We start from the raw sequence: 21248 nt of genomic DNA on the forward strand, positions 1-21248 counted from the left end.
TGTCCGTGTAGCACAGTGTATTTTACCACATAAAAATATGACGATGCGACAATCTCGTCACATCGTCACCTGTAGGCAATCAGTTATTGCGCAACAAGAGGCGTGGCACCAGTAGTGGGCGTGCTGGCAGCATCCTGTAGCGCCACTTGCTGGTCGCCGGATACCAGGATGGTTTTGCTCCCGCTATAGCTGATGTTGGTGCTGTCAGTGCCGCTGCTTTCGATAGTGTACGAGCCGCTGTTGACGTTCGAGAAAGAGAAATTTCCCGATCCATCTGCGGTGGTGGTTTTTGTGTGTTGCCCTGAACTATCAATCAGTATGACCTGTGCATTGCCAAGCGGTTGAAGAACATTGCATGCTGTATCGGTGCATGCGCTCACGGTTCCGCTAATGGTAAATGTGGAGACGGGAATTTTCAATGAAACCGCTATCGTCTGAGTACCGCCCTGAACGGGATTCCCGCTGCTATCAGAGACAGTCACGGTGATCGAGCCGGTATAGGTGGCTCCTGCATTCAAATTTGAGCCATCGGCCTTGACCAGGATACCGCCATCGTTGGAGCCGCCGGTATTGACGCTCAACCAGTCAGTATTACCATCGTCGGCCACCGCGTGCCAGCTGACCGATGAGCAGGCATCGCTGGCCTGTACCGCGATAGTTGCCTGACCCTGCGTAGCGGTGAACGTCAAGCTGTTCGGGATGATCTTGACTGAGCAGGGAGGTTGCACGGTGAGAGAGACGCCGAAGGAGGCCGGGCTTACCTGTACCTGTTCATTCGCACTATCGGTAACGGCGATGGGTATCTGGACGTTCTGGTTGGCGGTAAGATTGGCAAGCGAGGGGGCAACGCTGATCGTTGCGGTCGGATTGTTCGCCGTCAGCGTGCCAGATGTAGATGAGAGCTTCAGCCAGGATGGGATGTTCTGCAAGCTCCAGTTGAGCGGCCAGCTACAATTGCCGGAAGCCGTGATCGAGATGTTTTGAGGTGCGGGATCATTGCCGCCTTGTGTGGCGTTAAAGGCCAGCGAACTAGAGGAAGGTTTTGCAAGAACGCAGGGCGTGGAGACCTGGAAATTGACAACCACGCTCTGTGGACTCCCTCCAGCCAGCGCGTGAGTCGCATCTGTACCATTCAGTTGGATCTGTGCGGTGTAGCTACCCGGAGGAAGAGAGCCAGCGTTGACCGTCACCGTCATCTGTGCCATCTGTCCCGGGGCAATGGTGCCGCTGGTTGGCGTAGTTGTGAGCCAGGGATCAAGCTGAGCATCGGTCGTACTGTCCCAATGTAAGATGCTATGACCGCTATTGGTAATCGTCACCGTTTGACCGGGAAGATTGCCCTGTCCCTGATTGGCTGCGAAGTTCAGATTGAGAGGAGCCGCGCTCATAATGGGTGCTGTCGGCGTTGGTTGCTTCTGTAGCGTCAACTGTACTGTCACCGTATGGCTGCTCTGTTTAGTGGTAATCAAGAGTGTCGTGGTATAGACTCCGGGCCTTCGTAAGTTGCTGGTATTGATGCCCACGCTCATGGGCACGGTATCTGTTCCCGTCAACTGCCCATTTGCCGGGGTCATCGTGACCCAGTTTGCCGACGAGATGGCCTTCCAACTAATCGCATCTGGGCAACCTGTATCTGCCGACAGATTCAATGTCTGATTGCTAGGATTGTCCTGCTCGGCAACGGCTGTAAATGCAAGGTTACTAGTGTTGAGGGCCAGCCCACAATGTTCCTGTACTGTCAAAGAGATGCTGACGCTTTGCGGGGCATTGTATACTCTGTAGTCTTCTTTAGAAGAATCTGTCGTAGCACTATCTTTGCCGCCAGAAAATACCAGCGAACTGAGGTACGTGCCGGGCATCAGGTTGCGGCTATGGGCCAGCACTTGAATCGTCGCGTTTTTCCCAGGGGCAACCATACCAGAGGAGTGATCGGCCCCAAGCCAGTTTGTCGCAGAGCCGCCGGTCGCGTCCTGATTTGCTGCCGCAATAGCCCGGCTGGAAAGCGACCAGTAGAGCGGTTGCTTGCCCGGATTATTGATCGTTAAGCGCTGAGCCGAGGGGTCTACTGCACCATCGATGGCCGTATAAGAAAGGACGGCAGGAGTGATTGCCAGCACTGCGCCCGCATCAGGCGGCAGGGCAAGCACAGTCATCTTCACGGTAATCGTGATGGGCGAGCCGACATTTGAGGTGATAGTAATAATTCCCTGATAGTTTCCTGGCTGAAGATTGGCCCGTTGTCCGCCAACCATCATCGTCTGGCTCTCGCTAAACGTGCCCTGGGATGGCGTCATCTGTAACCAGGGCTGATTGCTACTGGCCACCCATGAAACCGCCCCGTTCCCTGAGTTGTGCAGTTCTAACTCTTGCATGCTAGTGCTGCCCTGCGCGGCGGCACCGAGATCGAGCGCTTTTGTATTCACGGTAACATGAGCCGGTTGGATAGAGCCGCCATTGACGCGCAATGTGACGCTCGCCGTGTAGCGGGTTTTCATATCCTCGGCCTGCAATGTATGAAATCCAGCCTCCCAGGTCGTGTCGATCAGCGTGCTGGCCTGGACTGCGCCATCGTTGCCAACCTGAAGTACAGATTTCCCACCTGGCAGCGTCTTAATCGGTTCGTTGACATCGTGGGTCAGATAGACAGTAGTCGAGGGCGGGAAGTTGCGTATCGAGAGCGTCACTTTTTGTCCGTAGTCGACCAACGTTGATGAGAGCATAAACGTTGGTGGCTCATGCGCGCCGGATTTTGTGCCATTCACGCCGTGCCAGAGGACAAAGGCACCCAGCACGCTATCAACGATTAGCGCAAGCACCGCCAGGACAGCCAGGCAGATGAAAATCACGCGCAGACGCCGCTTCGCCTGCAAACGCTTGTAGATCTCGATCTGTGAGGTCGTTGCCAGCCCGTCAGAAACCGCTCGCTTGAGATCTGCCTCTTCAATACGAACGGATTCGGCTCGCCGAGGAAAATGACGAGAGACCAGGGGATCGACGTCATTTTCCCCCTGCTCTGCGAACTCTTCTCCCTCGTCCTCTGGTAGCTCAGAAAGCCAGGACCAGAGATCTGGGAGATCTCCCAGATCCTCTATGTCCTCGTATACTTTCTTATTTAACGTCTGCGGGATCGGCGTGCTTTTGCGCTGGATATCGGCTGAAATATCGCGCAACGGTGATAGGCGCGAAGCATGCAAACTGCGATGCTTGCTCTGCTCAAATGCTTCGATGCGTCGTGCGGCATCTTGCAAATTATGCAATGCCTGTTCCGCCTGCTGTCCGTTATAATCATCGTTCACGGGCGGGAGTGGCGTAATAGGATTATTCTCGCTTGCCTGCAACATCTGTTCCACCTGCATCATATAGACATCGTCGATTGGTGGAAGGGGAGTAACAGGATCATCGATGATCGGCTCTTTGAGCGTTGGCCCTTTGACGGCTGAAAGTGGAGATGTGGCGTACCGAGACACATCTGTAGGAACTACGCCACTTTTTTGCAGTTGTTCTCGCAAGAACGACCGACAATTATCACAAAAGGTCGCCTTGCAAGCTTTGCCGCAGCGCATGCACTGACGCATCTTTTTCTCTTCTTAAAAATAAATAATGAATAAAAACTGCCTCTGGATGCGCACACCCTGTCACAATCCACCGGCTTTGAAATAGAGGCTGCAAATGAACAGATCTACACAGTTATAACGTTAAACTATGCCTGTCTGTCACATCAAGCAAGCAATATTATAAATACTGGATAGAGAAAAAAGATAAGGCATGTATGAGGGAATGTACGATGCTATATTGAAGGGGAGGGAGGAGCATTGGAGAAACGAGTGAGCAGAGTTTCTAGCGGCAAATCCACCAGCGAGTTTAGCCGTAAATCAGCGTGTTCCAACGGTAACTGGCTGGTGAGAGGATTGGGAATGGCAACGCAGAAGATGCCTGCACGTTGAGCCGCCAGCACTCCATTTGGCGAATCTTCAAAAGCTATGGCATTTTGTGCATCAACCTGTAAGGCGGATAGCGCGGCCAGATATAGCGCGGGATCAGGCTTGACGCGTTCAACATCGTCAGCACATTTCATGTAATCGAAGGAGTCCAGCAGAGCAAGGCGGGTGAGATTGCCAACAACCCACTCGCGGGTGCCGCTTGAGGCAACGGCCAGTCTCAGACCGAGTCTCTTTGCCTCAGTTATATACTCAAGGATGCCCGGCAAGATAGGTTGGGCCGCGACCAGTTCACTATAGCGTTTTCTACGCTTTGTTCGTATCGCCTGACGATCAATAAATCGACCCGATTGCGCCTCCAGATCGGAGTAAGCATCGAATACGTCGGCAGCTCCTCCGATATAGGCGGCCCAGGTTGATAGGGGCAGGTCGCAACCGTATTCAGCGTAGACCTCCAGCCACGCTTGATAATCAGGAACCTCAGTATCGAGGATGAGGCCATCAAAATCAAAGATCAATGCCTGTATCATATGTTTATAATAGCATATCTATCGAGCAGCGTAGCGTTTCCCACTCGGGCTGGCAAGATGAATGATGTTGACATCCGTTCCACGAACCCCTACAATTGCCCATAACATATGGAATATGGAAGTACCAATTCTGAACAGATCTTGTTCGCCTGGATGGAAATATGGAAGGTCGATCACATCTACTGGTAGGGTTAACGGCAGGGGTCGTCCTTGATAGCTTTGTGCATTTTTCGGGAGACCCGCTCACCGTAGCGAAGACGGTCACGCTGGCTTTGCTGGTGAAAAAGGCGGTCTTTTATGGTGCGGTTGGTTTTGGCGCGTTGTTACCTGATATAGATAATGCTCGTAGTACTTTAGGGCGCAAGTTCGGCGCTGTTAGCAAAACAATTCAGCGTCTCGCCGGACATCGTACGCTATTTCATAGCATTCTGGGCCTGGTGCTTGGCTCGTTGCTGGCTATTGGCTTAGAGCAGGTTGTTATTTTCCTGCTTGATCAACGCGGCCTCCAGGTGCCCGCTCATCTGATCAGCACCTCGCATCTGGTCTTTTATGGCGTGCTGTTTGGCAGCATTATGCATATCGCGGCGGATTCGTTAACGGTTGGCGGAGTCCCACTATTCTGGCCCATACACAAGCGCTTTGGCTTTCCGCCCGACCCTGATTGGCGCTTTACGACGGGAACATGGCGCGAATATGTGATCGTATGGGGTTTTATGATCCTGGTTGCCTTTGCGATCTGGCAACAGATGATTATCATTTAAAGGTTTCGCAGACTTCTTTAGGAGAATGATGAGAGGATTGAATATACGCTCGCGTATAGTGCAGATACGTTGGGGCATGTAGCCTGGATGTTGCTCATTCTGGTGACATTTGGCTACGTCGCGTGGATGGGATATCAAACCGTCCTTCGCTACGATAGTTTCAAGGCGACGGCCTTCGATCTGGGCAACTACGATCAGGCCATCTGGAATACGATTCATGGACATCTCTTCGCCGTGACGAATCGTGGACAGGACTGGTATGGTCCTCCAACCCGTCTGGGCATGCACTTTGAGCCGATTCTTCTCCCAATCTCCTTGCTCTATCTCATTGTTCCCGATGCTCGCACGCTGCTGATCTTGCAAACGGTGGGCCTCGCGTCTGGTGCGTTGCCGGTCTTCTTGCTAACCCGCAAATATGTGCCAAAACTGCCCCTGGCAGCTCCGGCGATGGCGGCTGGCTATCTTCTGAACTCCGGCGTGATCGGCCTCAATATCTTCGACTTTCACCCGGTCAGTTTGGCGGCTCCGTTATTGCTTTATGCTGTTCTGGCCCTGAGCTATCGGCGCACTGGCTGGTTTCTGCTGGCCTGTTTGCTGGCGGCCTCCTGTAAAGAAGATGTTCCTTTTGCGATTGCCTTGCTGGGCTTGCTGGTGATCTGGAAGTATAAGCAGCCACGCCTGGGTATTTTCCTTTTTCTTGCCGGGATGTGCTGGGGTATTATCGCGTTTAAAGTGATTATTCCTCATTTCTATCCTGGCGGCAATAACTACCTCTATCGCTATGCCGCGTTGGGAAGTACGCCGGAAGAGATCTTTTTCAATGTGGTGACGCATCCCTGGCTACCTTTCACGACCTATATCACCCTTGATCGCTTCTATTATCTGGCAAACCTTGCTCGTAGCACTGGCTTTCTCGTGCTGCTGGCCCCGGAATGGTTGCTGGGCGGACTCTTCAGCCTGGCTGTGAACCTGCTGAGTAGTGACGATAAGATCTATAGCGGTGTATTTCACTACAATGCGCCGATCATTCCTTTTATGGTTCTCTCCGCTATTCATGGCCTGGCCCGTCTGGTGACGCTCTGGCAGCGCTGGCGTGGCGAAGCGGTTGACTATCCACCAGCCAGAGCCGTATCACCTGTGGCGCAACCGACTTTTTTGGATACGTTGCTTGCCCCCATCGTTACAACATGGGCGATGATTGCTCATTCTTCTGTCGGGCATTCGATGCAGGCAGCTGTGACGCGTTCAGTCGCGCTGGTGCAGCCGCGCATCATCTCTCCTTTTGCTCGTCTGCGGGCGGCGCGCTGGGAGCCGTTTAGCGAACGGATGGCGGCGCTTGCTCGTCTGGTTCCTCTCGCGCGGCTACAATGGGCCGTTGTATTGTGGATTGTCGCAATGATCGTCGTCAACTTTATCATTATGACGCCGCTCTTCAATATCTTCTGGGCCGATCACACTCCAGCCGCTCGTGAGCAGCATATTCAACAATTGCTCTCTATGATTCCTCCTGATGCCGCAGTTTCGGCAGGTGGGAATCTCAATCCTCACCTCGCCGAGCGTAGATATGTCACGGTCTTCCCCGAACTGACCGTTGCAACGTCGGATAAGAACAAGATGGTCACGGTGCAATACATTATTGTAGATCTGGATGATGTCTTTCCCGAAGACAAGTATGGGACGGCCACGACGCTCAACGCATTGATAAATTCGGGTCAGTTTCGCATCCTTGCGCGTGCCGATGGCGTGATTCTGTTAGTGAGAGATAAGCCATAGCACTTCACGGGAATAGATGTTATAATCCGATCATAAAAGTAATTGCTGAACCGACGCATTCATAGGTGCCCTATCAGGATGGGTATTCTGATAGGACAATGGGCGCACCAATTAGCGATATGGAGGAGAGCAGGATGCGCAACGATTCGTCTTTTCCCAACGAGCCAACAAGAGTGCAACCGACAGAAACGTACCCGCCGCCGATGGAGGAACTGCCTAAGAAGCAGCCACCACCTCGGCCTCAAACGCCGCAAATACCTCTCGATACAACGACTTCTGAGGCTGATCTGGTAGAAACACGTCAGGAAGAGGCCCGTACTGTCAGGTATGCTATTGGTAAGCTTAATGACTTCCTCCAGTGGTTTATGGCTGTGTTGGAAGTGACGCTGGCAATACGTTTCCTGTTGAAACTGATCGGTGCTGATCCAACAAATCTCTTTGCTGGCTTTCTCTATGCTCTCACTGATATTATCCTTTTCCCGTTCAGTACTATCGTACGAGCGCCTTCGATCCACCCGAATCAGGCGTTTGAGTGGTCTACGCTGATTGCGATGGCGATCTACTGGCTCGTGTTCTGGGCCATTCGCCGTTTCTTACGCATTCTGATCTCTGGTCCCGAAGAAGCGGCCAGCTAAGCATTGTTCTGGATAGCATATAAATATATAAAGAAGAGTAGAAGGCAGGGGCTAGATAGTATCCGAGAGAAAGCAATCTGCCCTTGTTTCTTTCCCCAACTATATGGCTTCTATGTCGATACTTCAAAGTTTCGCGCCCCCTGTTCGTCATATTCTGTTCAAGCCTTTGTATCTCGCTATCCCCTCTCTACGTTGAATATGATAGATTTATGATTTTTGACAACCAGGATCGGGAATCTCCCCAGTTCGTAGTCGAGCGATTTATCGCGGGGGATCGCTCAACAAGTGCCCGCGATAAATCGCTCGACTACGAACTACTTTGAGTATTTTGAGGAGTGGCAACATGGCTGACACCAGCATAGCAGATGAAATCTATCTTAATAAAAAGAAGAGCTTCTCAAAGGAGATCTTGACAAGGTTGTCCTCCTGGTCTGCCCATATGCGCAGTAATCTGGCGCTTACCGGCTGGGTCATACTGGGGTTGGCATTGATCACCTTGCTGGCAACTATCCTGGCGCGTTTCCCCGGCTGGTTTGGCCCTGTCTTCTTTGGCCCAAAAGCTGATGTGCTGGTGATGAATGCTGGGAGTGCTGCCAGGCAAGTTGTAGGAGAAAAAACGACAAAAACACTCTTGATGATCACCATCTCCGATGCCAACAATCTGCTCTCGACGCTATTGCCTGTTCTCGTGACCCTCTTCCTTTATAGTGTCATGAGCGCAACTGGTATCACACGCACGCCCTCGCGACTCGCTTCCAGTGCCTTTTTCTCCTGGTTGGCGGCCAGTCTGATGCTCCTTGCAGTTGGGATCACGATCCTCCTGGTAGCATCTCCAGGGGCTAGCAGTCCTTTTCAATACTGTCTGCTCTTCTACGCGTTTACCGCCTATGCACGTGTCGCCTTGAGCAAGAAGCAGAGCTGGCTCGTCGAAGGTGTTGTCCTGGTAATTGTTCTCTGCGTTCTTGCCACAGTCCATCCACAAAAACAGCTTCTCGCACCTGCGCTCGGCACTATGGATACGGTTCCGGGGTATCCGCAAAGGGTGAACTATTCGTTTGATGATGGCAATCAATTGATGTTGCGTATCCCGCTGCTGGGCATTCAGGTGGGATGGACACTGCAATGGTTTGAAACGATTGTCTGGGCGATAGGGCTGCTCTGCCTGCATATCTTTACCGGAATAGGCGTACATGAGCGTGCGGCACGCCAGCGCAGCGAACTCCTGATTAAAGAGTTGACGCAGGCGCAGGAGCAGCTACGTGCCTATGCCTTGCGCGCCGAAGAGCTGGCAACGATGCGCGAACGTACCCGCGTTGCCCGTGAGGTGCATGATACGCTGGCTCAGGGACTCGCCGCCATCAAGATGCACCTGGAGACCAGTAGCAAGGTTTTCCCCGAAACGCCAGCGATGGCCCAGAAGCATCTTGAGCGCGCTCGTGAACTGGCTGGCGAGTATCTTCAGGAGACGCGCAATTCTATCCTCAATTTGCGTACAGGCGTCTTGCGTGGTCGCACCTTGCCGGTTGCCCTCTCCGAACTGGTGGCAGGCTGGCGACCAGCGGCAGGCACGCATGGCTCAACATTTTGCGTTAGCGGCAGCGAAAAAGAAGATGCCGTCTTCTGGCAAACGCTCTCGCCCGCCATCGAGCTGTCATGCTATCGGATTGTGCAGGAGGCGTTGAGCAATGCCACGCGTCATGGGCTGGCGCAGCATATTGATGTGGAGTTGAGCATGGAAAAAGAAGAGCTTTGCCTGACGATCACCGATGATGGCGTGGGATTTGATCCCGCCGCGCTGACTCCCCGACAGACGGGCGGCTTTGGCATTATCGGCATGCACGAGCGTCTGAAGCAGTTGGGCGGCAGGCTTGAGATTATCAGTGCCCCCACAACTGGAACGCAGGTGGTGGCTATGATCCCGCTTATCTCTGCTCGCCACGACGAATTGGTGAGCAGATGAGGGAGGAGCACGGTTGTATGATTCATATTTTGCTGGTGGACGATCATCGCATTGTGCGAGAGGGGCTGGCAAGCATGCTAAGTACGCAGGCCGATCTCCGCGTTGTGGGAGATGCTGCGACCGGGCGAGAGGCGCTTGCCAGTTTGCAGCGCTTACAGCCTGATATTGTGCTGCTGGACCTTGAGATGCCTGATCTGGATGGCGTAGCAGTTCTGGAACAGATGCAGGCGACCGGCTTCACAGCGCGCGTGATCGTGCTGACCGCTTACGGCACCGAAGAGCGTATTCTCGATGCTGTTCGGGCCGGCGCTAGAGGCTATTTGCTCAAAAGCGCAGGCATGGACGAGGTGATACGAGCTGTGAGGGTCGTTGCGGCGGGCGGTTCGCTATTAGAGCCATCCGTCACGGCCCGGCTGCTTGGATCGATGGAACGGCTCTTGAAGGGGAGTCAGAGCGCCGAGGTGTTGACCGAACGCGAGCGTGAGATACTCACACTGATTGCGCGCGGCCTCTCTAACAAAGCGATTGGCGAACAACTCCATCTGGCCGAACGCACCATCAAGTTCCACGCCACCGTGATTTTTCGCAAGTTAGGTGTCGCCAACCGCGCCGAGGCAACCGCGAGAGCGTTGCGCGATCATCTGATCCAATTGTGAGCATCGGCGTTGCCCCATGCTTCTCCACTGCCCGAAAGGGCAAAATTCTTTACCCTCTAGTTTGCCCTTTCAGTAGATGCCCTTGTCTTCCAACTTCTTTATACTGCTGGCTGAGAGCTATCTCATCGTGCATACTTAGCGGACCGGGTTGGAATTGAGCGAATCAGGCACAGAGACTCAGGTACATGTTTTACCAGTTCAGTTCGCTGAGTATGCAGATTTCATCATCCATGCGTAGCAGCATAAAGGGTGTTATGTGAATACCAGCAATTTTTCATCACCATCCATCGGTACATCTAAGCAGGAAGATCAGCATACTATTCCAGTGGTGGCCGTGCGAGGGCTGACCAGGACGTATTATCTGGGGCAGAGCGAGGTGCATGCGCTTCAGGATGTCTCGCTGGATATCTATCCAGGCGAGTTTGTGGCCGTTATGGGACCGTCCGGCTCAGGGAAATCAACGTTTATGAACGTGATTGGCTGTATGGATCGTCCCACCAGCGGCGACTACTGGCTTACCGGTATCTCTGTAAGCAGCCTGACCTCGAATCAATTGGCCGAGGTTCGCAATCGCCGCCTGGGTTTCATCTTCCAAAATTTCAACCTCCTGCCCCGTGAAAGCGCTCTAGCAAACGTTATGTTACCGCTGATGTATCGTGGCCTGTCAGAGCAGGTGCAGCGTCAACGCGCGCTATTGGCCCTGAATATGGTTGGCCTGGGAGATCGCATCGAGCATATGCCGGTCCAACTTTCGGGCGGGCAGCAGCAACGTGTGGCAATTGCACGCGCGCTGGTGAGCCAACCCGCCCTGTTGTTGGCCGACGAGCCAACGGGTAATCTGGATAGCCACACCAGCCAGGAAATTCTCGCCTTGCTGCAATCCTTGAATCAGCAGGGCTTAACTCTCATCGTCGTGACCCATAACGCTGATGTGGCGGAGGTGGCAAAGCGGCGTGTCGTGTTTAAGGATGGGCAGATTGTGGAGGATGATGGTTCCATGCAAAGAAAGGCGGATGAATTGATATGAGCCGTGTGCTAGCGCCTCCTCCGCGTATTGTGTCGTCGCGACCAGAATTGCCGCGTGCAACATCTTCGCGTGGTCTGTTGCTGCTCGCCAATTTTCGTGCAGCCCGTAAAGCGCTGCTGGCAAATGGAAGTCGTTCTTTTTTAACAATGCTGGGTGTGATTATCGGCGTGGCTGCGGTGATTACGGCGGTGACGCAGGCCGAGGGAACCAGCGCAGATATTAACCAGCGCTTTTCAAGCCTGGGCACCAATATCCTTACCATCCAACCAGGCGCGCCGCCTGCTATGGCTGGAAAGGGAGGATTTATGATCAAGCAGGGAGGAAGTAAAGACAGTACGCTCACGCTCAACGACGCGCGGGCGCTTGCCTCTCTTGCACATGTTGAGCAGTCCAGCGCACTCCTCCGAATTGGAGGGAATGTCATTTTTCGCAATCAGAACGGACAATTTCAGATGCTCGGCGTTTCTGTGAACTATCCATCGATCCATAATTTGCAACTTGCCGAAGGCTCCTGGTTTAGTGATGCAGATGAATCAAGCAGAGCGTCAAAGGTTGTGATTGGAGCTACTGTTGCGCAAACGCTTTTTAGCGCTTTACATGTAGATCCTATCGGGCAAACCATTCGTTTTGGCAGCGACCGCTTTGGGAGCCAGCCATTTCAAGTGGTTGGGGTGCTTACATCGGCGGATCCGATGGCCGACCAGAACATCTATGCTCCCTTCAATACGGTGCAGGTCCGCGTGCTCAACACGACCACGACCGACTCTATTGAAGTTCTGGTCGATGATACAAACAACCTGACGCTGGTGCAGCAGGAAATTACTGAACTGCTAGAGAAGCGTCACCACATCACCAGTGGCGCCGAAGATGATTTCTGGGTGCAATCGGCAACCCAGATGGTCCAAAATAGGCAGGCCAGCGCCTCGTCTCTGGCAACGCTGCTCATTGGTATCGCGGCCGTCTCGCTGACCGTTGGCGGAATTGGCATTATGAACATTATGCTCGTCTCCGTAACCGAGCGTACGCGCGAGATTGGCATTCGTCTGGCAGTTGGCGCGCGCAAGTCCGATATTCGCAATCAGTTTCTGATCGAAGCCGTGCTGCTCAGCGCTCTAGGAGGGATTATTGGTGTCTTCTTCGGCCTTTTTGTCGGGTACGAGATCGTCGTGAGTTCTGAACTCCCCTTTATTCTCAATCCAGGCGCAATCATGCTGGCCGTTAGCGTGGCGGGGCTGACCGGGATCATCTTTGGCCTTTATCCCGCTGTGCGTGCAGCCGATCTCGATCCTATTGTAGCTTTGCGTGCGATATAAATGTAGTTTCTGTAAAACACGATAAAAGGAGATGTTTAATGGAAAATAATAGTCAATCGCGAACGCTTTATCTGATTCAAATCATTACCCTCGTTGTGCTGGTGCTATTGTTGATTGTACAGATATTACCGTTCTTTGGCATCATGCCTCCTGGCAAAAGTGCTCCACATATCCAGACGATGCCGAAAGGCAATGTCGCCCCTCCACAGCAGCCAGGTGAAGCGTCTACGGATACAGTAGCGTTGTTTATTCCACCCCTATTCTGAGAAGAAGCAGAGGAGATATACATTATCATGCAGAATATAAATAACCTTCGTCAACACGTTGTGCTTGCTATCGTCACTTTAGTCGTGGCTGCCGTTTTGCTCGCCCTCACGTTCATTCCACGTCAGCCTGTCATGATACAGGGAGGAGGGCCAGATGGAGGCAATCAAATCATAGGGCCGACCAACTTTAGCTCTTCTTCGCCGTTTACCCTGGCGGCTGACCCGCAACTCGTCTCGCCGCTGTTTACTTTGTCCGCATCTTAAATAATCCTGGTGCCCGGCCGCTGAATGTCAGATAGTGGCCGGGCACTATCTCCACAACAACATGCCTCCTCTCGAAATGCGCTGCACTGTGTCGTCTCTACCTTGCTTACCCACGTGTATTATGCAGAAGAAGGTTGCTCTGGCTGTTTACTTTTTATGGGCGTTCAATGAGCATTGCGTTTTCTTGCTTTGCGCGTGGAAGGCTTGCATGTTTGCTAGCAAACATGCTATCTATATAGTGTTGACATTGGGAATCAGGAGGAGTGAACTTGGATAATTTGAGTATATTCAGCGGAAATGCGAATCGTAAACTTGCCCAGGACATTTGTGATCATCTCCAAATGTCGTTAGGTAATGCAGATGTTTTTCAATTCAGCAATGAGAATATTTTTGTCAAAATCAATGAAAATGTACGCGGACATGATGTATTTGTTATCCAACCTTTCAGCTCACCGGTCAATCGCTCGATTATGGAGTTGTTGATTATGCTGGATGCTCTCAAGCGAGCTTCTGCTGCTCGTATTACTGCTGTTGTACCATATTATGCCTATGGTCGCACTGATAAAAAAGATCAACCTCGCGTACCCATTACCGCTCGTTTGATTGCCGATTGTATTACTGTGGCAGGCGCGCATCGTGTGGTCTCAATGGATATGCACGCCGGACAAATCCAGGGCTTTTTCGATATGCCCGTTGATGAACTGACCGCGCAAACGATCCAGGCCCGTTATTTCGCCTCCAAGAAGCTCTCTGATTTGACCGTTGTTGCCGCCGACGAGGGCTTTGCAAAAAAAGCGCGTCAGCTGGCCGACCGACTTGGAGCGCCTCTGGCTATCGTGGAGAAGCGTCGCCTGGGCAACGAGGGCGTTACGGAAGCGATGGGGATCATCGGCAATGTGCAGGGGCGCTGTGCATTGATCGTTGACGATGAGATCGATACCGCTGGCTCGCTGACGCAGGCGGTTCGCATTGTGACGAAGCAGGGCGCGCGCGAGGTCTATTGTTGCGCCACACATGGCGTTTTTTCCGGTCCAGCCATCGAACGTCTACACACTGCCCCTATTAAGGAACTGGTTGTTACCGATTCCATCCCTTCCCCCGAAAATAATCTTCTACCTAATCTGACTGTACTGTCCGTCGCCGAACTGCTCGCCGACGCCATCTGCCGCATCCACGATAGCCGCTCAGTATCAGAGTTGTTTTATTGATATGTGTCGATTTATTTATGTCTGACCCGCGACACGTGCGAGGTATTCACGGCGACACGTGCGAGGTATTCACGGCGATATGTGCGAGGTATTCACGGCGACACGTGCGAGGTATTCACGGCGATATGTGCGAGGTATTCACGGCGACAAGCGCAAGGCATTGTCGCTACTACTCTTCGCAAGAGGTTTATGTTATAATGGCGAGAAACCTGGGGCATCCTATGCGTGGATGCCCTTTATTATGAAAGCCATAGAGGTAGAGGGGCGCGAATGAAGCCACTTGTTGCTATTGTAGGCCGGCCAAATGTCGGCAAGTCAACATTTTTTAATCGTATGATAGGCGAACGTATCGCCATCGTAGAAGATATGCCCGGCACAACCCGTGATCGTCTCTATGGCGATACTGATTGGAATGGTCGCGAGTTTACCCTGATTGACACAGGTGGCCTCGAACTTGGTGGGGGCATTCCCGTTGGTCAGGTTGGCCTGAGTGGGCAGCCGGGCGATATTATGAACCATGTGACCTCTCAGGTTCAGCTTGCCATTGAAGAGGCCGATGTGATCATCTTTATGGTCGATGCGCAGGCCGGGATCACAGCTGCCGATGAGGAGGTCGCGGACCTGTTGCGCCGCTCCAAAAAGTCGGTCATCCTGGCAGCCAATAAAGCCGATAACGCGAAGCGGCGTCTGGATGCCGTTGAGTTTTATGCTCTGGGTCTGGGTGAGCCTATCGATATCTCATCTATTCAGGGTGTGGGCACCGGCGATCTGCTGGACTTGATCGTGGAGGCGCTGCCACCAGCTGATGAGATGGAGGAAGAGGAAGAGGAAGATATCCCGCGCATCGCCATCGTGGGCCGTCCGAACGTGGGTAAATCCTCGCTGCTCAACGCTATTCTGGGCGTGCAGCGCTCGATTGTCAGCGATGTTCCTGGTACGACGCGTGATACCATTGATACAGAGTTTGAGTACGAGGGTCGCAAGATCAAGCTGATCGACACCGCCGGGATTCGACGGCGTGGTCGCGTTGGTGCGGGCGTCGAAAAGTATAGTGTATTGCGCTCGACGCGTGCTATCGAGCGCGCTGATGTGACTATCCTGCTCATCGATGCCAGCGAGGGATTAGCCGCGCAGGATACGCATATCGCGGGCGTGGTTCACGAGCAGGCCAAAGGCGTTATTGTGGTGGTCAATAAGTGGGATCTGGCCCAGCAACAGCGTCGAGACGAGCGAGAAGGCAAATTTGCCAGACCAGACGACGAAATCGACAGCGCGGAACACTATCGCGTCACGCTGGCAGAGGATCTCAAGTTTATTCCGTACGCTCCAATTGTGTTTGCATCGGCTAAGACCGGGTATCATGTCAAATCGATACTGGAGGCGGCGCTTCATATTGCAGAAATGCGTTATCTGCGAGTCCCCACGTCCCGTCTGAATGAAGTAGTACAGGAAGCGATTCGCCGTCATAATCCGACAGTGATTCGCACAAAACCATTAAAGATTTATTATGCAACGCAAGCCCGGGTCAATCCGCCGACATTTGTATTCTTTGTGAATGATCCACAAGCAGTCCATTTTTCGTATGAACGATATCTGGAAAATCGTCTCCGTGACGCCTTTGGCTTTAAGGGAACAGGTATCCGTCTCCAGTTCAGACCCCGTTCAAGAAATGAGGCCCGGTAAATGCCGGGCCTGTTCTTTGCTTTCTCGGCAATGAAGAGCTAATAACCACAACTTTTTTCTTGAGCACCCCGTATATAGTGTGTTGTATCTCATAAAAATGTACAAGCGCTACATGCTATACTAATATATCTATGCAATTAGGAACTTTCAATTGTCATGAATACTACTATATGTTATAGTGAACACGGAATAAGTGTCGTGAATTCCTGCTCCTGTGAGGTACAAACGAATGCATTTTAAACTCACTGCCGCCGATAAATCTGACGTTGGGAAGCAACGCGAGCAAAATGAGGACAAGGCATACAAGCGCATTGAATCGTTAAATGATGGTGATCGGGGCCTGTTTATTGTCGCCGATGGTATGGGCGGATACAAAGCTGGTGAGATTGCCAGCCAGTTGGCGGTAGAGACTATCAGCAGAGGGCTTGATAGCTTCTTCAAACCTCTCCCGGATCAACCTACAATTAAACTTTCTATTCGCAATCAAGATCCCGAAGAAACTGTTGTACAAAATCCTGGCCCGGCTGCGGACGCAAAGAGAACCCGCAAACTTTCCGAGACATCGATGAATGAGGCCACTGAGGAGCAGCTGAAGGTCGCAATTCAGCAAGCCAACAAAGCTATTTTACGTTATGGCGAACAAAAACCTTCTGCTCATGGGCTTGGGAGTACAGTTACAGCCGTTTTGATTCAAAATGATCATGCTTTTATCGCCAACGTTGGAGACAGTCGTACGTATTTATTAAGAGGCAACGTTTTGCAGCCGGTGACGAAGGATCATTCACTGGTGCAAAAATTGGTAGAAGCGAATCAGATTGCCCCGGAAGATGTCTATACGCATCCTCAACGCAATTTGATCTATCGTTCCCTGGGGGCCGGACATAAAAATATCGAAGTAGATGTCTTTCAGGAGACAGTACAGCCTGGCGATACGTTTTTACTGTGTTCTGATGGACTCTGGGAGATGGTTCGTCACCAGGAACTACAAAAAGTGCTTAGTGAGCAACGCAGCCCGCAAAAAATTTGCGATATGCTGATCGATATGGCGAACAATCATGGCGGGGAAGACAACATCACTGCCATCGTTGTCCATATCAGTGCGTAGTGAGCATCAGGTGGAGATTACAGGAGTATGGCTCTCCCTTTAGGTACAGTCCTTGATGGAAAATTTAAAATAGTGCAGATTCTTGGCGAAGGTGGGATGGGAACGGTCTATAAGGTGGAGCAGGTCGGGACGAATCCCCCCTATTATTATGCTGTCAAAGAACTGCTTATCAGTCCGAATACCCCGGAAGACGAACGCAAGGCTGCTATCGAGCGTTTTAATAAAGAGATCGCGTTGCTGCGCGGTCTCAAGCATCCTCGCATTGCAGGCTTGAATCTGCCCTTTCAGGATCGCGGCAACTACTACTTCGCAATGGAATTTGTGCCTGGACGTAGCCTGGAGAAAGTTCTCGAAAACAGTAAGGGATCGCTGCCCGAAGAGCAGGTGATCGGGTGGATGATCCAGGTCTGCGAGGCACTTAGCTATATTCATTCTCGCAACCCTCCTATTATTCTGCGTGACTTGAAGCCCGGCAATATTATGATTACGCTGGATAATGAGGTGCAACTGATCGATTTTGGCATCGCTCGCCGCTTCGATCCGAATAAACGTACCAATACGGAGAATCTCGGCACGATTTCATATGCGTCCCCAGAACACCTGGGATCGATCACGATGCCTGGACAGAAGCGTTCTCCGCAGAATCCTGGCAAACTGGTGCAGACGGATGCGCGCTCCGACATCTATTCGCTGGGAGCGACCATGTATCATCTCCTGACGAACTATGAGCCAGATCCGATTCAGACGCCAACGCCGGGCAGCATTCTGGCGAAGAATCCTCGCTTGCGTACAGTTCAAACGGACGGGAGAATCGTCTGTCCAGTGGAGCAGGTGATTATCAAAGCGATGCAGCAGGAGCCGGCCAAGCGTTTTCAGAGTGCTGAAGCAATGCGTGTGGCCCTGCAATCGTGTTTGCCGAACGGTGTTCCGCATACGGTCCAGATACCAGCCATTGCTTCGCCCAATGCAACGATTCTGGTTTCGGCCAATCCTGGTATTGGATTGGTCTGTCCCAGGTGTGGCTTTCAGAATCGGCCCGGGGCCAAGTTTTGCAAGCGAGATGGTCAGCCGTTGGTGCAGGGCGCTGTCGTGGCTCCTCCACAGATTCGTGCTCAGGCATCGCGTGTCCCCATTCAGGCGCGCCCAGTGCAACAGCCGATTGCACCGCGTCCAGCCTCATCAATTCAGGCTCGTCCTGTGCGCCAATCAATCCAGGCCCGACCCGTGCAGCCTATTCGCGCTCGTCCCGTCTCATCGGGAATCGATCCGAACGCGGCATATAGAACTGGCCTGCAACATCTGGCAAATAAAAACTACGCCGAGGCCGTGACCCAGTTTCAGCGCGCCCTCAGCGCCAGTGGTCCCAGCTATGATGTTCTGTATAATCTTGGCCGTGCCTATCGGCAATATGGTTTATCAGTGAGAGATGTAGATAAAACGCTCTTCAGAAATAATATGAAATATGCCGCCGAACAGTTTCAAGAGGCGACAAAATATAAAACGGATGCGTTGGATGCGTTCTTTCAGCTAGGGCTATGCTATCGTGATCTGGAACTGCCAACCCAGGCCACCGATGCTTTTAAGAAGGCGCTTGCGCTGGCTCCCAAAGATCCCGCCGTCTATTACCAGCTTGGTTTACTGGCAATAGAGCAAGGTGCAAATGATGATGCTGAGCGTTACCTCAAGGATGGATTGCAATTTAATCCCGATCATGCGCTCATTTTGATTGCGCTGGGACGCCTGTATATGAAGAAGAAGCTTCCTTCTAGCGCTGTCAAAGCCCTGCGTCAGGCGACACAGCTTGATCCGGCGATCTGGGAGGGGTGGTATGAGTTGGGCCGCGCCCATAGCCAGTTAAAGGAATGGACGATGGCCCGTAGTGCCCTGGATCGCGCACGCCAGGCTGCTCCGCATATATCGGAGATTTATAGCGCCCTGGCCGCCTGTTACCTCAAATTAAATAAAAAGTCCGATGCAAAACAAATGGTGCAGGAGGCTTTACAACGCGACCCGAATAATGCCGAGGCAAATCGATTGAAAAAACAACTATAAAAGGAGGGCAGAATGCTCTGTCCGTCGTGCCATACACCAAATCGTGATAACGCAAAATTTTGCAAAAAATGTGGTTTGCCGTTCGTCCCTGAGATCGGCGACAGCGCTCCTGTCAAGGCACAGGAGGATGTTGTAGCTCCCTCAGCGGCGGTTTCCACTCCGACAGAGTCATCATCGGCCCCCGCTCCATCTGGCGCTCCGACTCCCGCTGAAGACGCGGGCAAGGCAGCAGAAACTCCAGAACAGAGCGTTGTTTCGGCCAGCGATGCCTCGACGCAAGATGCTGCTGTTGACCAGACAGCGTCTCCTGCCGCCTCTTCGCCTGTTGCGGAAGTAAAGGGCGAAGATGATATTGCTCTGGCCCCGACCCAGATCCTCTCACCTGATAAAATGGTGGAGTTACAGACGCGTCGGTGGCAGCATGAGATGGGGCGGGAACAGACAGCAAACGATGTTGCGGAGATGCCAACAATGATGATGCAGCCTGTTGGCAGCAACCTGTTTACGGACGCGACGATCTTACCAATCACTCCCGCGCCTCGTCCGCCGGATATGTCTGCTCAGCCGGATATTGCGGAGATGCCAACGGTTCTCATCACGCCAGGAGAGATAGCGCCGCCACCGCCTGTGTCGGATAGCCCGGCTCAGGAGGAGGCCGCGACCATTCTTCCGAAATCTGAAGGGCGGCCTTCGGGGGCAGGCGAGGTCAAAGCAGGAGAGACGCAGGAAGCGCAAAAAACGACACAAACTACGGAGACGGCCGGCCCGTCTAGCGGAGCCGCGCCTTCTCCTTCACAGGAAGAGGACGGAATGGAACACGTATCATCGACCAACAACCAGTCGCCGCAAGATAGCCAGTCGTCAGCGGAACAGCAGACGCCGCCAACCACTGCGCCAGAGCAGGGCGCAGCAGCGGAGGATTTCACACTGCTGGAGAGTGGAACAGTACTGGAAGGCCGCTATGAGGTGACGCAGGTTATCAGTGAAGACCCGACGGAGCATGTTTATTCGGTCATTGATAAACAAGGCTATCAGCATTGCTGGAACTGCGGTTCAGAGGAGAATGCTGAAGGAGATGAATTCTGTATCACGTGTGGGGCCGAACTGCTCAACGCCTCCTATACCATGCATGAATATCCCGCCAGCGCCAGCGGAGACAGCGAATCACATGTCTTGCAAGGAACGATTGTCAATACCTTTGTGGATGGCGGACGGACCTATGTGATTGAGCAGGCACAGGCCATGCAAACCTCCTCTCCCAACGGCGTCCGGCTGGTTGCAGCCTCCGATTCTGACGCGGGAGACGTGAGACGCAGCGAGGTAAACGAAGACAGCACGCTTGTTCTGCAATTGCAGCGCGTGCATGAATCGATTGCATACCCCTCTGGCGTCTTTATTGTAGCCGATGGTATGGGCGGTCACGATGCCGGGCAGCTGGCAAGTCACATGGCGATTGGCACGATTGCCGAGCGCATGGTGCGTGAGCTGGTCGCTCCTCCTCTGGAAACGGAGAAGGCGGGCGGAAATGTCCCGGAGCAGACCGAAGATACCCTGGTTGAGTTGCTGCATGGTGCAGTGGAAGATGCAAACACAGCCATCTGTCAGAAGAACCAGCAAGCAGGCACCGATATGGGATCGACGATCACCGGTTTTATGATTGTGGGTGATCTTGCGTATATCTTCAATGTAGGGGATAGCCGCACCTATATGCAGCGCGATGGAAAACTGTACCAGTTGACCAACGACCATTCGCTGGTCGGTCAGCTTGTGGCCGGAGGACTGATCGAGCCAGATGATGTCTATACGCATCCGCAGCGTAGTCAGATCTATCGAAGCCTGGGCGATAAATTAAATGTGCAGATCGACATTTTTAAACAGCAGGTCACGCCCGGCGATATCCTGTTAAGCTGTTCCGATGGCTTATGGGAAATGGTGCGCAATCCACAAATCACTGATATATTAAATAACGCACCTGATCCACATACGGCATGTACGCGCTTAATCGAAGCCGCGAACGCGAATGGTGGAGAAGACAACGTAAGCGCAGTCGTCGTTTTCGTGCGTTGATTATGATATA

The 21248-nt window shown here is 52.6% G+C and carries 16 protein-coding genes; 14 read left to right on the forward strand and 2 right to left on the reverse strand.

Annotation, left to right across the window (positions count from 1 at the left end; all coding sequences use genetic code 11):
* Window positions 1-83 precede the first annotated feature (83 nt).
* A complete protein-coding gene (locus tag K3T83_RS21185) occupies window positions 84-3575 on the reverse strand; it encodes a BACON domain-containing protein (protein ID WP_220204929.1) in 3492 nt (1163 codons plus the stop codon).
* 212 nt (window positions 3576-3787) lie between these two features.
* A complete protein-coding gene (locus K3T83_RS21190) occupies window positions 3788-4468 on the reverse strand; it encodes an HAD family hydrolase (protein ID WP_220204930.1) in 681 nt (226 codons plus the stop codon).
* Between the two features lie 161 nt (window positions 4469-4629).
* On the opposite strand from K3T83_RS21190, the gene K3T83_RS21195 reads away from it, so the two are divergent.
* The 14 genes from K3T83_RS21195 to K3T83_RS21260 all read left to right on the forward strand — a co-directional run bounded on the left by K3T83_RS21195 (window position 4630) and on the right by K3T83_RS21260 (window position 21238).
* Window positions 4630-5229, forward strand: coding sequence for a metal-dependent hydrolase (locus K3T83_RS21195; RefSeq protein WP_220204931.1), 600 nt, complete (start codon window positions 4630-4632; stop codon window positions 5227-5229).
* Between the two features lie 69 nt (window positions 5230-5298).
* Entirely contained in the window at window positions 5299-7002 is a 1704-nt protein-coding gene (locus K3T83_RS21200) for a DUF2079 domain-containing protein (protein ID WP_220204932.1), read from the forward strand.
* A 134-nt stretch (window positions 7003-7136) separates the two neighbouring features.
* Window positions 7137-7637 (forward strand): YggT family protein, encoded by a 501-nt coding sequence (locus tag K3T83_RS21205; RefSeq protein WP_220204933.1) that lies wholly within the window; start codon window positions 7137-7139, stop codon window positions 7635-7637.
* Between the two features lie 343 nt (window positions 7638-7980).
* Window positions 7981-9597 carry a sensor histidine kinase gene (locus K3T83_RS21210; protein ID WP_220204934.1) on the forward strand — a complete coding sequence of 539 codons (1617 nt, stop codon included), beginning with the start codon at window positions 7981-7983 and terminating at the stop codon, window positions 9595-9597.
* Between the two features lie 17 nt (window positions 9598-9614).
* The gene (locus tag K3T83_RS21215; protein WP_220204935.1) at window positions 9615-10253 is read left to right on the forward strand and encodes a response regulator; all 639 of its coding nucleotides are present in this window, start codon (window positions 9615-9617) and stop codon (window positions 10251-10253) included.
* A 256-nt stretch (window positions 10254-10509) separates the two neighbouring features.
* Window positions 10510-11280 (forward strand): ABC transporter ATP-binding protein, encoded by a 771-nt coding sequence (locus K3T83_RS21220; RefSeq protein ID WP_236064946.1) that lies wholly within the window; start codon window positions 10510-10512, stop codon window positions 11278-11280.
* Entirely contained in the window at window positions 11277-12593 is a 1317-nt protein-coding gene (locus K3T83_RS21225) for an ABC transporter permease (RefSeq protein WP_220204936.1), read from the forward strand. The genes K3T83_RS21220 and K3T83_RS21225 overlap by 4 nt, the downstream gene beginning before the upstream one ends.
* A gap of 38 nt (window positions 12594-12631) precedes the next feature.
* A complete protein-coding gene (locus K3T83_RS21230) occupies window positions 12632-12859 on the forward strand; it encodes a hypothetical protein (RefSeq protein ID WP_220204937.1) in 228 nt (75 codons plus the stop codon).
* A 27-nt stretch (window positions 12860-12886) separates the two neighbouring features.
* Window positions 12887-13123 carry a hypothetical protein gene (locus tag K3T83_RS21235; RefSeq protein ID WP_220204938.1) on the forward strand — a complete coding sequence of 79 codons (237 nt, stop codon included), beginning with the start codon at window positions 12887-12889 and terminating at the stop codon, window positions 13121-13123.
* 269 nt (window positions 13124-13392) lie between these two features.
* Complete coding sequence (locus tag K3T83_RS21240) at window positions 13393-14331, forward strand: ribose-phosphate diphosphokinase (RefSeq protein ID WP_236064947.1); 939 nt, start codon at window positions 13393-13395, stop codon at window positions 14329-14331.
* A gap of 270 nt (window positions 14332-14601) precedes the next feature.
* Window positions 14602-16014, forward strand: coding sequence for a ribosome biogenesis GTPase Der (gene der / locus K3T83_RS21245; protein ID WP_220204940.1), 1413 nt, complete (start codon window positions 14602-14604; stop codon window positions 16012-16014).
* Between the two features lie 229 nt (window positions 16015-16243).
* Window positions 16244-17119 (forward strand): PP2C family protein-serine/threonine phosphatase, encoded by an 876-nt coding sequence (locus tag K3T83_RS21250; protein WP_220204941.1) that lies wholly within the window; start codon window positions 16244-16246, stop codon window positions 17117-17119.
* A gap of 27 nt (window positions 17120-17146) precedes the next feature.
* Complete coding sequence (locus K3T83_RS21255; protein WP_220204942.1) at window positions 17147-19171, forward strand: protein kinase domain-containing protein; 2025 nt, start codon at window positions 17147-17149, stop codon at window positions 19169-19171.
* A gap of 12 nt (window positions 19172-19183) precedes the next feature.
* Complete coding sequence (locus tag K3T83_RS21260) at window positions 19184-21238, forward strand: PP2C family protein-serine/threonine phosphatase (RefSeq protein WP_220204943.1); 2055 nt, start codon at window positions 19184-19186, stop codon at window positions 21236-21238.
* Window positions 21239-21248: the final 10 nt, after the last annotated feature.

The sequence above is a fragment of the Reticulibacter mediterranei genome, assembly GCF_016587455.1.

Bases quoted from the DNA above. Each gene is read 5' to 3' on its own strand.
- K3T83_RS21260 (WP_220204943.1), top strand. From the start codon at position 19,184: ATGCTCTGTCCGTCGTGCCATACACCAAATCGTGATAACGCAAAATTT.
- der (WP_220204940.1), top strand. From the start codon at position 14,602: ATGAAGCCACTTGTTGCTATTGTAGGCCGGCCAAATGTCGGCAAGTCA.
- K3T83_RS21250 (WP_220204941.1), top strand. From the start codon at position 16,244: ATGCATTTTAAACTCACTGCCGCCGATAAATCTGACGTTGGGAAGCAA.
- K3T83_RS21215 (WP_220204935.1), top strand. From the start codon at position 9,615: ATGATTCATATTTTGCTGGTGGACGATCATCGCATTGTGCGAGAGGGG.
- K3T83_RS21235 (WP_220204938.1), top strand. From the start codon at position 12,887: ATGCAGAATATAAATAACCTTCGTCAACACGTTGTGCTTGCTATCGTC.
- K3T83_RS21190 (WP_220204930.1), bottom strand. From the start codon at position 4,468: ATGATACAGGCATTGATCTTTGATTTTGATGGCCTCATCCTCGATACT.
- K3T83_RS21225 (WP_220204936.1), top strand. From the start codon at position 11,277: ATGAGCCGTGTGCTAGCGCCTCCTCCGCGTATTGTGTCGTCGCGACCA.
- K3T83_RS21185 (WP_220204929.1), bottom strand. From the start codon at position 3,575: ATGCGTCAGTGCATGCGCTGCGGCAAAGCTTGCAAGGCGACCTTTTGT.
- K3T83_RS21230 (WP_220204937.1), top strand. From the start codon at position 12,632: ATGGAAAATAATAGTCAATCGCGAACGCTTTATCTGATTCAAATCATT.
- K3T83_RS21205 (WP_220204933.1), top strand. From the start codon at position 7,137: ATGCGCAACGATTCGTCTTTTCCCAACGAGCCAACAAGAGTGCAACCG.
- K3T83_RS21195 (WP_220204931.1), top strand. From the start codon at position 4,630: ATGGAAGGTCGATCACATCTACTGGTAGGGTTAACGGCAGGGGTCGTC.
- K3T83_RS21255 (WP_220204942.1), top strand. From the start codon at position 17,147: ATGGCTCTCCCTTTAGGTACAGTCCTTGATGGAAAATTTAAAATAGTG.
- K3T83_RS21210 (WP_220204934.1), top strand. From the start codon at position 7,981: ATGGCTGACACCAGCATAGCAGATGAAATCTATCTTAATAAAAAGAAG.